We start from the raw sequence: 13094 nt of genomic DNA, 5'->3' as shown, positions 1-13094 counted from the left end.
GCCCGTCCCCCGGACACCGGTCGGGGGCCCCGTACCGCGGCTGTAGCATGGGCCCATTGCGAGGGCCGTGACGGAGAGGTCACCGCCCTCGCTGTTTTTGCGTCACGTCCACCCGGACGAAATGCGGGCGCGTGCCCTTTCGGCGGTTCGATACGATGAACCGCATCACAATCCGTCACGGCACGCCGTTACGCATGAACCCGTACAAATGAAACGAATGGAGCATCCGAGGATGGCTCGACACCTGATCACCAGCGCGCTTCCCTACATCAACGGGATCAAGCACCTGGGCAACATGGTCGGGTCGATGCTTCCGGCGGATGTGTACTCCCGGTACCTCCGCCAGCGCGGCCACGACGTCCTGTACATCTGCGCCACCGACGAGCACGGCACCCCCGCCGAACTCGCCGCCAAGGAGGCCGGGATCTCGGTCGCCGAGTTCTGCGCGCAGGCGCACGACGCCCAGAAGGCGGTCTACGACGGCTTCGAGCTGTCCTTCGACTACTTCGGCCGCAGCTCCTCCGAGCAGAACCGCGAGATCACCCAGCACTTCGCGCGCAGGCTCCAGGAGAACGGCTTCATCGAGGAGCGGGCGATCCGGCAGGTCTACTCGCCGGTCGACGGCCGCTTCCTGCCGGACCGCTACGTCGAGGGCACCTGCCCGCACTGCGGTTACGACAAGGCCCGCGGCGACCAGTGCGAGAACTGCACCCGCGTCCTGGACCCCACGGACCTGATCGAGCCCCGCTCGGCCATCTCCGGCTCCACCGAGCTGGAGGTCCGCGAGACCAAGCACCTGTTCCTGCGCCAGTCCGCGCTCCAGCACGAGGTCGAGGCCTGGGTCGCCGAGCACGAGGAGGAGTGGCCGCAGCTCGCCTCCTCCATCGCCCGCAAGTGGCTGACCGAGGGCCTGCACGACCGCGCCATCACCCGTGACCTCGACTGGGGCGTCCCGGTGCCCGCCGACACGTGGCCCGAACTGGCCGCCGAGGGCAAGGTCTTCTACGTCTGGTTCGACGCCCCGATCGAGTACATCGGCGCCACCAAGGAGTGGGCCGACCTGGACCCGGCGAACCGCGACTACAAGGCCTGGTGGTACGAGGCCGAGGACGTCCGCTACACCCAGTTCATGGCGAAGGACAACGTCCCGTTCCACACGGTGATGTTCCCCGCCACGCAGCTGGCCACCCGCGAGCCGTGGAAGAAGGTCGACTACGTCAAGGCCTTCAACTGGCTGACGTACTACGGCGGCAAGTTCTCCACCTCGCAGAAGCGCGGCGTCTTCACCGACCAGGCGCTGGAGATCCTCCCGGCCGACTTCTGGCGCTACTTCCTCATCGCGAACGCGCCCGAGTCGGACGACTCGTCGTTCACGTGGGAGCACTTCGCCGCCACGGTCAACAAGGACCTCGGCGGCACCCTCGGCAACTTCGTCAACCGGGTGCTGACCTTCTCCCGCAAGAAGTTCGGCGACGAGGTCCCCGCGGGCACCGCCGCCGGTGCGGCCGAGGCCAAGCTGGGCGAGCAGATCGCCGAGCTCCTCGCCGAGTACGAGGGCCACATGGAGGCCCTCCAGTACCGCAAGGCGGCGGCCGCGCTGCGCGCCCTGTGGTCGGCCGGGAACGCGTACCTCGACGAGAAGGCCCCCTGGCTGGAGGTCAAGACCGACCTGGAGGGCGCGGCCCTCACCCTGCGCACCGCGATGAACCTCATCCACCTCTACTCGGTGGTCTCCGAGCCCTTCATCCCGGCCTCCGCGCGCGCCATGCGCTCCGCGTTCGACCTCGCGGACGACACGGCGGTGTGGGTGACCCCGGAGCAGGCCAAGGCGCTGGACGCGGTCCCGGCCGGGACCCCGTTCACCGTGCCGCCGGTGCTCTTCGCGAGGATCACCGAGGAGGACCTGGAGTCCTACCGCGAGCGCTTCGGCGGTTCCCCGGAGGCCTGACGGCCCCGCCGCCAACGGCTCCCCGAAGGGCGCGACCCGCCGAGGTCGCGCCCTTCGGCGTGCACGGCGGCCGCGGCCCGCGGGCCCGGCCGGGGCGAGGGATCCGGCCCGGGACCCGCCGGGGTAGGGAAAACCCCACCACGAAGGCTCCGCCTGGGCGTGCAGACCCGAGGGGGGCCGCGCGGCTGGAATGGGTCCATGACCCCTTCCGCCCGCCCGCGCCCGCCCGTGGCCCCCCGTCTCCTGCCCGCCTCGTCCACCGTCCGGTGGACCGCAGGCTGGCTGCTCGCGGCCGTCTGGGCGCTGGCGTTCCCCCTGTTCTCCCCGCTCGGCCCGCACCGGCTGTGGGGCTGCTGCGCGGCCGCGGGATACCTGGTGGCCGCCGGGGCCACCGCCGTGGGCCGCCCGCGCTCGGCGCTGGCCGCGGCCCTGACCGGAGCCGTCGTCCTGCCGCTGCTGTACCTGGTCCTCACCGGTCAGGGCCAGTCGGAGGTGGGGGTGATCGAACGGTCCGGGCGGCTCCTGCTGGATTCCGGCCGCCTCTACGTGGACCGGCCCTCCGGAGTCGAGGAGTACACCCCCTACCTGCCCGGCACGGCCCTCCTCGGCCTCCCCCGCGCCCTGCTGGGCGGCGGCGACGGCTGGGCGGTCCGCCTCCTCGGCGACGCCCGGATGTGGTGCGCGGCGGCCCTGTTCACCTCCCTGTGGGCCGGCCGCCGGATGCTCGGCAGTCGCCCCTCGCCGCTGCTCCCGCTGCTGGTGGCCTCTCCGGTGGTGGCCCTTCCGCTGGTGGTGAGCGGGGTGGACCTGCCGCTGGCGGGGCTGTGCTGCCTGGCGCTCGCGGCGGCCGTCTCCGGCCGTCCGGCGGTGGCCGGGGCGGCGCTCGCGGCGGCGTGTGCCATGAAGTGGACCGCGCTGCCCGCGGTGGCGGTGGCCGTCGCCGTGCTCGGGGCCTGTCGCGGCCCGCGGGCGGCGGTGCGCTGCGCGGCGGTGGCGGTGTCCGGCACGGCGGTGCTGGTGCTCCCGGGGGTGCTGCTCCAGCCGGCGGAACTGTGGCGGCAGGTCTTCGCCTTCCCGACGGGCCGGGCGGACGTGCCGACCCCGGCGAGCAGTCCCCTGCCGGGGCACCTGCTCGCCGGACTCGGACCGTGGGGCTGGTACGCGACGGTGGCCCTGCTGGCCCTGGCCGGACTGGGGGTGGCGCTCTCCCTGTGGGCGCGCCCGCCGCGCACGGTCGTCGCCGCCGCCGACCGGCTCGCGCTGGGGCTGACCCTGGCCTTCCTGCTGGCCCCGGCGGGCCGCTTCGGCTACCTGGCACTGCCGCTGCTGCTCGTGGTGTGGGCGCGCTGCGCGACCCCGCCGGCCACCGGCGGCCCCTCGCGGGTCGTGGCCCGCTCATCGGCCGCCGGCGAGGGGGCCGGGCGCTCCGGGGGAACGCTGCGCGCACGGTGACCCCGGCGTGGGCGGACCGCGCGGTTCCACCTGCGGCGCCCCGAGGCCGCACCGCTCGCCGGGGAACGGCTGCGGGCCGTACCGCGTCCCCCAGGGGACAAGGACTTCTCGGCGGGCCCACGGAGGCATCGTGTTCGCAGGACGGCCGGTCCGCACCGGCAGGGTGGTGCTCGTCGGGGGTGTGCTGCTGATCCTGGCGGCGACCGCCGTCGGGGTGACGGCGGCGGTGCGGGCGGGCGATCCCGCCCGCAGCCCGCTGCACCGTGCCGTGGACGCGTACCTGGACACCGTCGGCGCGGGCGGCGCCGCACCCCCGGGCGCCTGCGCGGGCACGGCCGACCCGGCGGCGGAACTGCGCCGTCACGGAGCGCGGTTCGGGCACCGGATCATCTCCTCCACCGAGGGCGGCGGAGAGGCCACGGTCAACATCGACCTCAGGCCCGGCGACGGCCCCGCCGTCGCCCACTCCCTCGACCTGCACCGCACGGGCGAGACGTGGCAGGTCTGCTCGGCCTCCCCGGGGCACGTCGAGATCGACCCGTTCGACTGAGGCGACCGGGGCGGGCCGCGCGGCGGCCCGGTCCCCTATGCGGCCTCCAGCCCGCGCAGGTGGGCCAGGACCGCCAGGACGCGGCGGTTGCCCTCCGTCGGGTCCAGGTCCAGCTTCGTGAAGATGCTGCCCGCGTGCTTGACGACGGAGGCCTCGGTGATGAACAGGCGGGCCGCCAGGGCCTGGTTGTTGAGCCCCTCGGCCATCAGCGCGAGCACCTCGCGCTCGCGGGGGGTGAGGCGGGCCAGCGGACGGTCCGGGGCCGATGGCCGCGCGAGCAGGACGCGCACCACCTCCGGGTCGATGACCGTCTGGCCGCCGTGGACCCGTTCCAGGGCGTCGAGGAACTCGGTCACCTCGCCGACCCGGTCCTTGAGCAGGTAGCCCAGCCCGGCCGCCGACGCGCCGGTGAACAGCTGGGCCGCGTACGCCGTCGCCACGTACTGGGAGAGCACCAGGACCGGCAACGAGGCGTCCCGGGAGCGCAGTTCGAGCGCGGCCCGCAGCCCCTCGTCGCTCAGTCCGGGCGGCATCCGGACGTCCGTGACGACCACGTCGGGCCGCTCGGCCTCCACCGCCTCCAGGAGGGCGGGGGCGTCGCCCACGGCGGCGAGGACCCGGTGGCCGCCGAGGGCCAGCAGTTCGGTCAGGCCGGCACGCAGCAGCACGGAGTCCTCCGCGAGGATCACACGGAGCACGGGACCTCCACGCGCAGTTCCGTCGGACCGCCCACCGGACTGGACACCGTCAGCCTGCCCTGCAACATCGCCACCCTGTCCGCGAGACCCGCCAGGCCCGCTCCCGCGCCGGGATCGGCCCCGCCGCGGCCGTCGTCCGTGATGGTGAGAGTGAGCCGGTCCCCCTCGACCCTACCGGCGACGCCGACGTGCGCCGCGCCGCTGTGCTTGGCGGCGTTGGCGAGGGCCTCGGTGACGGTGAAGTAGGCGGTCGTCTCCACGGGTTCGGGCAGCCGCGGCAGGCCGCCGAGGTCCACCGTGACCGGGACGGGATGGCGCAGCGCCACCTCGGCGACGGCCGCCGCCAGGCCGTGGTCGGTCAGCACCTGGGGGTGGATGCCGCGCACCAGGTCCCGCAGCTGCTCCAGCGCCAGCTTCGCCTCGGCGCGCCCCCGGCCGACCAGGGCCGTGGCCTCCGCCGCGTCCGGGATCCCGCGCAGCCGCAGCTCCGCGAGGCCCAGGGTCATGCTGAGGGCGACCAGTTGTTGCTGGGCGCCGTCGTGCAGGTCCCGTTCGATGCGCCGCCGTTCCGCCTCGAAGGCCTCCACCAGCCGGACCCGCGACCGGGTCAGCTCCAGCACCCGGCCGTCCTCCTCGCGCGGCCCGAGCAGCAGCCGGGCCGTCTTCACCTGCGCCCCGGCGATCAGCGCCCCCGCGTACGCCGCGAGCACCAGCCCCGCCAGCCCGGCGGCCGTCCCGCCCAGCGCCTCCAGGGGCCCCGTCACGGCCCGGCCGGGTATCAGCATCACCGGCTCCGGGGCCAGCGCCCACACGACGACCGGTGACACCACGAGGAGCAGCGAGAACGCCACCAGCGCCAGCACCCCGAAACCGGCCGCGCCGAACACGGCCCCCAGCAGGGCGGCGTAGCCCAACTCCCGCCAGGTGGCCCGTTCCCGCAGCCGGGTGCGCAGCCAGGCGGCGGCGCCGGCCCCGGCGAGCGAGGTGTGCGGATCGGCGACGGGAGCGGGCTCGACCCACCGGAGCCTGCGCCGCTCCAGCTCGGCCAGCGGCACGGCACCGGCGACGGCGGCGAGCAGCAGCAGGAGTCCGACCCCGGCGACCGCCAGCACCACCCCGAGGCCCACGAGCAGCACCAGGGCGACCAGTACCGCGTACCCGAGGGGGAACCCGCTGCCCAGGTACGCCCAGCACCGCCACGGCCACCAGGACCGCAGGAACCGCCACGGCCGCCGCCCCACCGCCCACACGGCCACCGGAGGAGCGGGGAGCGGGGTGGTGGCACCGGACATGCGCCCCAGCCTAAGCGCTGTGGCGCGCGGGCCGACGGGCCCGGGGAACGGTCACCTGCGCCAGAACAGGTGGTGCGTGACGCCGCTCGGGCTGGGCACGACCTCCAGGTGGAACCGGTCGAGCAGTTCATCGGGTGATTCCCACAGCCGCAGTCCGGACCCGAGCTTCACCGGCGAGACCGCCACGTGCAGGGTGTCGACGAGGTCGGCGTCGAGGAACGCCCGGACGGTCGTGACCCCGCCGCCGAGTCGGACGTCCTTGCCCCGGGCCGCCTCCCGCGCCTGCTCCAGGACCGTGGCCGGGTCGCCGTCGACGAAGTGGAAGGTGGTGTCGCAGAGCGAGAACGACGGACGCCGGTGGTGGGTCATGACGAACACGGGGGTGCGGAACGGGGGCTCGTCCCCCCACCAGCCGCGCCACTCGTGGTCGTTCCAGGGCCCGCGCTGGGGCCCGAACTTGTTGCGGCCCATGATCTCGGCACCGATGTTGACCGCGTAGTCCCGCGTGAAGTGGTCGTCGAGGCCCCGGCTGCCCCCGGGATCCGTACGCATGGGCCAGCTCGCCGTGGCGCCGGCCCAGGCGAACAGCCTCCCGGGATCGACATGGCCGAACGGATTCTCGAAGCTCTGATCCTCGCCGGCACCGATGCCGTCGGTCGAGACGTTGAAGTTCTGGACCCTCAAGAGCTGAGCCACGCGTTCCTCCTGTGTTGTCGGACGACGGCAGTGAGACTCTCCGGGCGGGGAAAACTCATCGCCGCGTCCGTGACCGATCGGAAACCGGGCCACGCGGTGTCCGGACTCATGAGGTTCGGGCGGTTCGGGAACCCCTGACCGGACCCTCATCGCGTGCGCGGCGGAGGCCGACTCGCGCTCGGAGGCCGCCCTGCGGATCCTCGTGTCGGGGGTCCCCGACGCGGGTGCGCGTACCGGGGCGCAACCCGGGACGGGGCTCCGGCGCGACCCGAGGGCCGCGCCGACTGCGGCGGCTAGCGTGGGGGCCATGACATCCGCGACGCGCCCGGCCGCAGACCAGGCCCCCGCAGACCAGGCCCCCGCAGACCCGGCCGCGACCGACGAGGCCCTGGCCACCCAGCCCATCGGCTACTGGAGCGGCCTGGCCCACGCGAAGGTCACCCGTCACCTGCGCGACGCCCTGGCCCGGATCGACGTCACCCAGCCCGAGTACTGGGTGCTCAACCGCGTCCACGGCGGCCCGGCGGCTCCCACCCGCACGGAGGCCGTCGTCCAGCTGACGCCGCTCGCGGACGGGCCGGACGAGATCGCCCGGGTCGTCGACCGGCTCGTGCACCGGGGATGGCTGTGCGTCGACGCCGGGCAGCGGCTGTACCTCACCGGGGCGGGCGAGGCGGCCAGGGCGCGGGTGAGGGCCGTGGTGACCGAACTGCGCGCGGTGGTCCACGAGGGCATCGCCGACGAGGAGTACGTCGCCGCGCTCCGGGTGCTGCGCACGATGATCGCCAACGTGGAGCGCGCGGACGGGGCCTGACTCCCCGCCGGTGGCCTGCCGGGGCCGAGCTGTGGGCCGACGGGTGGGCGGACGGGTCGGGCAGGACCGGTGGGCCGACCCGGAGGCCGGCTTGCGCCCGCGGGGCTTGCGCCCGCGCCCGCGGGGCCCGCGCCTGCGCCCGTGGGGCGGATCCGACCGACCGGGGCCTCCGGGACCGGCCTGACGGGCGATCAGGCGACCCCGCGTCCTTCCCGCCGTCCCGAAGTCACCCTCCGAGGGCGGATCTTGACCTTTCTGCCGCGTGTCGAACCGGCGCCTTGATCGTTTCTTCAGCCGTAACCCTCATATCGGCTGCCGAATCGGGAGGAGCGCGGTGACGGCTTGGCAGTACTTCGCCGGGGCGGGTCTGGTGGCGGTGCTCTGCCCCCTGCACGGCCACGTGGCGGTCGCGGGCGAAACCGACGGCCACGGCCACGGTCACGGCCACGGGGCGCGGGTGGACGTGTGCGTGCCGGGCGGGCATCCGGAGCCGCCCGTGGTGCGCCCGCCCGGCCCGCCGCCGCCCGAGGTGCCGGGGCCGCCCGTGGCCGTTCCCTCCGTGCGGGTGACCCTGCCCGGCGTGCAGCGGCCCACCGTGCACCACCCCGGGGAGGCCCCCGGCCTTCCGGGGACGCCCGCGCCCGACGTCCCGGTGCCGGACGCCCCGGCGCAGCCGCCCCCGGCTCCGCCGGCGCCCGGACCCGGACCGGAGCCGGTCCCCGCGGCGGCTCCCGCCCCGCCTCCGGTGAGGGCCGCCACGCCCGCGCGCGCCTTCCACGTGCGCCCGTACCGTTCCGCGGCCCTGGAGCGGCGCGGCCCGAACGGCCTGAGCACGATGATGCTCATGGTGGTGGTCACCACCCCGGCCGTGCTCGCGGCCGCCGCGCTGCGCCCCCGCTCCAAGAGCCGCGGCTGACGCACCCCATGCACCCACGCACCCACGAACGGGAGATTTCTCGTGTCCGAATGGCTGGTCCTGGCCATCGCCATGGCGCTCGTCTGCGCCGTCGTCCTCGCCATCACCGCGATCCGGCACCGCCGGGTCGCGGCCGACGAGGACACCAGCGAAACCCCTGACGTCATCGAGTACATGACGATGATGGTCGGCGTGGTCTACGCGATCGTCCTGGGTCTGGCCATCGCGGGAGTCTGGGAGGCGCGCGGCGGGGCGGAGGACAGCGTGCGCCGCGAGGCGCAGTCCCTCTACGAGGTCACCCAGCGCGCCGACGTCTACCCGGCGCCCGTCCGCGACCGGATCCGCGGCGAGGTGGACGCGTACGTCTCCCACACGGTCAACGTGGACTGGCCGCGGCTGGTCTCCGGGCAGGGCGCCTCCGACGAGGGGGCGCAACTGCTCGGGAAGCTGCGCGGCGACGTCACCCACCAGAGCCCCGCGAACGAGCTGCAGGCACAGGCCTACCAGCCGCTGCTCGACCACATCGCGGCCGCCGACGACGCCCGCCACTCGCGCACCCAGAGCGACGAGTCCACCCTGCCGAGCGTGGTCTGGGTCGGGCTGGTGGTCGGCGGACTCGTCACCATCGGGCTGATCTTCACCCTGCAGATCCGGCGCTCCGGCCGGGAACTGCTGCTGGCGGGCCTCTTCAGCGCGCTGATCGTGTTCCTGCTCTTCATGGTCTGGAGCTTCGACGCCCCGTACGGGCGGGACGGGACCGATTCCGCGGGGCCCTTCCAGGACCTGTTCCCGGCCGTCACGGTGACCGCCTCCCGCTGAGGGGTTCGTACACCGGGGGCTCCCGCGCGGTCCCGGCCCGGGTCAGCCCCCGGCCGGGGCCGCCCGGTGCCGGGCCGCGGCCACCAGCGGGGAGTGCCGCAGGGCGTCGGAGATGCGGACGAGGTCGCGCGGACCGTCGGCCGTCACCAGCACCCGGTCCCCGTCCGTCCCGCCGTCCGCCGTCCCCCCGGGGGCGGCGGAGCTCGTCCGGACGGCGGCCGCCACCATCGCCGCGTCCGCGACGGCCCGGGCGGTCTCCTCGTCCGCGCCGGCCGCGCGCGCCCGCTCGTAGGCGGAGTCGCGGTGGCGGCGGTCGAAGCTGGGGCCGAGCCGCAGGAACCCGTCGTGGATGTCGGACTCCCGCTGGATCACCCGGATCTCGGCCGGGGACCACCAGGACATCCGCACGCAGGGACTGCCGCCGGGGGCGGTGCTGCGCACCTCGCGCCACAGCGCGCCCAGGCGCCGGTACGTGGTCCAGGTCTGCCAGCTGTCCGACACCCGCTGGCAGACCAGGGGCAGCACGAAGCCCACCGCGCTGACCAGCGCCGCGGTGGAGGCCAGGGGCGGGGCCACGTAGGTGCTCAGGAAGTCCAGGTCGTGACCGGCCCAGCGCGCGCAGACCGCGGACAGCTTGGTGGCGTCGTAGGTGAGGCTGATGGAGTACCCGGACACGATGATCACCAACCCGGCCCTGAGCCAGCCGTGGACCTGGACCGACCAGCGCCAGCACATGGCGACCATGGTCGCGGCGGCCACGCTGTGCGCCAGCAGGTAGGAGACGATCACCAGGCGGACGTACGGGGTGTTGGCGTAGTACGTGTCGAAGTCGCGCAGCCGCTCGACGGACGCCTCGCCGAGGAGGAAGAACACCACGATCGCGACGACCACGACGGAGTAGCCCATGATCAGGCGCGCCGAGGTGCGCCGGATCTCCTGCGGCGGTCCGCCGCGCCAGTTGAACATCAGCACCAGGCACGAGGCGCTGAAGGCCGTCATCAGGCAGTACACCAGCGGGGCGGAGAAGTTGGGGATCCCGGTCCAGCGGTTGACGGCTTCGATGGTGGGCGGGGCGGCGAAGGTGAACACCGCGGTGGCCAGGACCAGCAGTACGCAGACGGACCTCAGGAGCGGATCGCGCCAGTGTGCGCGCAGGGCCGGCAGCTTGCAGACGAGGGAGACCGCCATCGCGGCTGCCGGGATGTAGTAGTCCTGTCCGTTCAACGGTCGTTCCTGTGCCCCCGGTAGCCGAGGGAGGTTTCGATGCGGCCCGCCAGTTCGTCGCGCTGGGCCGGGGCCCGCAGGCCGGAGGAGCCGGCGAGCCAGGTGCGGCACCTGCTGCCCAGCAGGAGCCCGAAGGTCTCGGCGTCCGTCTCCTCCTGGACGTCGGCCCGGGTGCGCGCCGCGACGCTGCGGACCGTCTCGCCGAGGTCGGCGCCGTCGGCCAGGAGCCGGGCGGCGACGGCGGCGCCGTCGACGTGGTGGCTGCAGTGGCCGGCCTTCATGTGCCACAGCTCGTGGCCCAGGATCACCAGCTGGTGGTCGGGTGCGGTGCGTTCCTCGATGACCACCAGATCGCGGTCCGCCATGTCGAGCCAGAGGCCGCTGGCCGTGCCCTGCGGGAAGGCGGCCATGCGGAACTCCACCGGGCGGGCGCGGTGCCGGCTCATGCCCTCGCAGAGGGCGGCGTAGAGGTCCAGGGGCTCCACGGGGGCGGGCAGCTTGATGCCGGCCACCAGCTCCCCGCACAAACGCCGCTGTGCTCTGCCTATGCTCACCGTTCTCCCCGTCGGCGCGGATCCGGACCAGGACTCAAGGATCAGATCCAGACTTTCGACTGGGTCATGATTCGTTCGGTTTGACGCTTTCGAGAAGCATGTCCAGCCATTCGGTCACCTTGTCCCGGTGCTTGTCGCTGGGCAGTTGGGCGGCCCGCCACGCGATGCCGCGTACGCCGTGGTTCTGCAGGAGTCTTGCCAGCGGATCGCCCGCCGAAGCGGTCTCGGCCGGTACGGGCTGCCGCTCGCGGCCCGCGAAGTCCTGGAGCAGCTGCTGCTCGGTCCGCTGGAGCGCGTCGGTGAGGGCGTCGGCGTCGTGGGCGGTGAGGAAGCCCGCGTGCACCCCGAAGAAGCGCTGGATGGCGTCACAGTGCTCCATGGTGGGGCGGCGGTCGCCGTTGATCAGGGCGCCGGCCTGCTGCCGCGACATTCCGGCGCCGTCCGCGATCTCCTGCTGGGTGTAGCGGCGCCCGTTGGGCTTCACCCGGGTCCGCCGGAGCAGGTCCAGGCGCTGGAGGAAACGCGCCTGGAGATCGGGTTCGCCGGCCGGGCGCCCGTCGAGCAGGGTCTTGATCACGTCGGCGGGGACCCCGGAGGCTTCCGAGAGCCGCCGGAGGTCGAAGACCTGGTTCCGGGCGCGGCCCAATTTATTCGCGAGTTCGGCGACCCGCGTGACGGTCGCTGCCAGGGGCGCGTTGGCCACCGCGACGGGAGCCGGGAAGCCGTCTGTCACCAGTGGTTCTCCTAGATCGCGCGAGGTCAGTGGGCACGTGGTCGGCCTCAGGGAATCTATCCGGTTTGTTTTGGGAGAGCTAGAACTTGCCACAGCTGTGGCGGGAATGAGCTGTCGCAAGGCTGGAATTGCCACAATAGTTGACACTCGAATGAAGTCGGTAGCAGGATCGCCACACGGAAATGAAGATCCAGACCGTGAGGAGGGGGAGCTCTCGGTGCCACATCTCGCAGCGGTGGGCCCGTCTGATGGCCTCGTCCGAGCCGGTGAGGAACGCCTGGCGGGCGAGGAGTCCGCCCGTGGCGCAGTGCGGTCGGAGCGGCGCAAGGAGATTTTGCGCCAGCGTCGCGAGGAACTGGGCCTGAGCCAGGAAGACCTCGCGTCGCGACTGCGCATCAGTGTGCGGGCGTACGGGAACTGGGAGCGCGGGCTCGTCAAGGAATGGACGGACCGTAAACTCCTCGCCCTGGCCGAGGCCTTGGAGATGAGCGAGCGGCAGTGCTTCTGGCTCTTCCGGGTCATGGTCGACCGGGACCCGCCGCCCACCTGGCGCGCGGCCGAGGAGAACCGGCTGCCGCAGGATCCGGCCCAGCGCGACTACCTGTGCGACTACGCGGCCCTCATGGAGGCCGTCCCCTACCCGTCCTTCCTGGTGGACCACCGGTGGGACGTGGCCCTCACCAATTCGGCCTTCGACCGGCTGTTCCAGTCGGTCAGGCCGCATCCGACAGCCCTGCCGGACGACAACTTCCTGCGCTTCGTGCTCTTCCACCCGGACGCCGCGGCCGTGCTGGAGGACCACGAACCGGCCTGGTGCGTACCGCTGCTGGCGCAGTTCGCCACCGCGCTCGGCGCGGCCCCGGACGACGAGGGGCTGCGGAGCATCCGTCAGGAGGTGGCCCGTGACCCGTTCATGGAGGCCGCCTACCGGTACGGGGTCCCGCACTGGCTGAGCGCCCACGGCGAAGCGGCCGCGGAACAGGACGGCGCCGTCCGGACGGTCCGTCATCCCGACCCCGGACAGGGCGTGGTGCGGTGCCGCATGGTGGCGGAATCCAGCCGAATGCTGGAGGGCATGGGACTCACCCGGATCACCCTGGTGCTCTCCGCCCCGCAGGGCCTGCGGACGGGTCCGGTGCGCGGTGTCACCGGCTTCCCGCAGCAGCAGGGGGCCCGCCTGCGGGCCGTGCCGTCGCCGGTGGACTGAGCGGGCGGGGGACACTGGTGCCCTGAAGCGTGTGCCGCGGGACCCCCGGCGGGGGTGCCGCCGGGCGGATGCCACGATCGGCGTCATCGCGCGGATGTCACGGATCGTGGCATCCGCTGCGGCGCCGGGGCGGACTCCCGCCCGGCGCGCGGTCGTGGTCCGTGGCACCGGTCGTGACGGCGGAAGGGCGG

At 73.7% G+C, this 13094-nt stretch carries 13 protein-coding genes; 7 read left to right on the top strand and 6 right to left on the bottom strand.

Features of this window, described 5'->3' with window-relative positions; genetic code table 11:
• Positions 1-232 precede the first annotated feature (232 nt).
• The 3 genes from metG to OG295_RS05210 all read left to right on the top strand — a co-directional run bounded on the left by metG (position 233) and on the right by OG295_RS05210 (position 3950).
• Positions 233-1948, top strand: coding sequence for a methionine--tRNA ligase (gene metG, locus OG295_RS05220; protein WP_371675777.1), 1716 nt, complete (start codon positions 233-235; stop codon positions 1946-1948).
• A gap of 198 nt (positions 1949-2146) precedes the next feature.
• Complete coding sequence (locus OG295_RS05215) at positions 2147-3400, top strand: glycosyltransferase 87 family protein (protein ID WP_371675776.1); 1254 nt, start codon at positions 2147-2149, stop codon at positions 3398-3400.
• Positions 3401-3530: 130 nt separating this feature from the next.
• The gene (locus tag OG295_RS05210) at positions 3531-3950 is read left to right on the top strand and encodes a hypothetical protein (protein WP_371675775.1); all 420 of its coding nucleotides are present in this window, start codon (positions 3531-3533) and stop codon (positions 3948-3950) included.
• 35 nt (positions 3951-3985) lie between these two features.
• On the opposite strand, the gene OG295_RS05205 is transcribed toward OG295_RS05210, so the two are convergent.
• The 3 genes from OG295_RS05205 to OG295_RS05195 are packed head-to-tail and all read right to left on the bottom strand — an operon-like array spanning position 3986 to position 6636.
• A complete protein-coding gene (locus OG295_RS05205; RefSeq protein ID WP_371675774.1) occupies positions 3986-4648 on the bottom strand; it encodes a response regulator in 663 nt (220 codons plus the stop codon).
• A complete protein-coding gene (locus tag OG295_RS05200; protein WP_371675773.1) occupies positions 4636-5940 on the bottom strand; it encodes a sensor histidine kinase in 1305 nt (434 codons plus the stop codon). Before OG295_RS05200 ends, OG295_RS05205 begins: the two co-directional genes overlap by 13 nt.
• Positions 5941-5991: 51 nt before the next feature.
• Positions 5992-6636 carry a dihydrofolate reductase family protein gene (locus OG295_RS05195; RefSeq protein WP_371675772.1) on the bottom strand — a complete coding sequence of 215 codons (645 nt, stop codon included), beginning with the start codon at positions 6634-6636 and terminating at the stop codon, positions 5992-5994.
• Between the two features lie 307 nt (positions 6637-6943).
• Here OG295_RS05195 and OG295_RS05190 point away from each other — a divergent pair, with 307 nt between their 5' ends.
• The 3 genes from OG295_RS05190 (at position 6944) to OG295_RS05180 (ending at position 9185) form a co-directional block, all read left to right on the top strand.
• Positions 6944-7450 (top strand): MarR family transcriptional regulator, encoded by a 507-nt coding sequence (locus OG295_RS05190; RefSeq protein WP_371675771.1) that lies wholly within the window; start codon positions 6944-6946, stop codon positions 7448-7450.
• Between the two features lie 334 nt (positions 7451-7784).
• Positions 7785-8366, top strand: coding sequence for a hypothetical protein (locus OG295_RS05185; RefSeq protein WP_371675770.1), 582 nt, complete (start codon positions 7785-7787; stop codon positions 8364-8366).
• A 42-nt stretch (positions 8367-8408) separates the two neighbouring features.
• Complete coding sequence (locus tag OG295_RS05180; protein ID WP_356223592.1) at positions 8409-9185, top strand: hypothetical protein; 777 nt, start codon at positions 8409-8411, stop codon at positions 9183-9185.
• 42 nt (positions 9186-9227) lie between these two features.
• Here the strand turns inward: OG295_RS05180 and OG295_RS05175 are convergent, their stop codons facing one another.
• From OG295_RS05175 to OG295_RS05165, 3 genes are all read right to left on the bottom strand, one after another.
• On the bottom strand, positions 9228-10409 hold the full coding sequence (locus tag OG295_RS05175; RefSeq protein ID WP_371675769.1) for an MAB_1171c family putative transporter: 1182 nt from the start codon (positions 10407-10409) through the stop codon (positions 9228-9230).
• Positions 10406-10963 carry a toxin-antitoxin system, toxin component gene (locus OG295_RS05170; protein WP_371675768.1) on the bottom strand — a complete coding sequence of 186 codons (558 nt, stop codon included), beginning with the start codon at positions 10961-10963 and terminating at the stop codon, positions 10406-10408. Before OG295_RS05170 ends, OG295_RS05175 begins: the two co-directional genes overlap by 4 nt.
• Before the next feature lie 64 nt (positions 10964-11027).
• Positions 11028-11696: a helix-turn-helix transcriptional regulator gene (locus tag OG295_RS05165; RefSeq protein ID WP_030234847.1), complete on the bottom strand. Its 669-nt coding sequence runs from the start codon at positions 11694-11696 to the stop codon at positions 11028-11030.
• Positions 11697-12030: 334 nt separating this feature from the next.
• Between OG295_RS05165 and OG295_RS05160 the strand changes: the two genes are divergently transcribed.
• Positions 12031-12903, top strand: a complete 873-nt coding sequence (locus OG295_RS05160) for a helix-turn-helix domain-containing protein (RefSeq protein ID WP_371675767.1) — start codon at positions 12031-12033, stop codon at positions 12901-12903.
• Positions 12904-13094: the final 191 nt, after the last annotated feature.

The sequence above is a fragment of the Streptomyces sp. NBC_01276 genome (assembly GCF_041435355.1).
In the GTDB taxonomy this organism is placed as follows: Bacteria; Actinomycetota; Actinomycetes; order Streptomycetales; family Streptomycetaceae; genus Streptomyces.
Note: the sequence above shows the minus strand (reverse complement) of the source record. Positions and strands in the feature narration are given on the sequence as shown.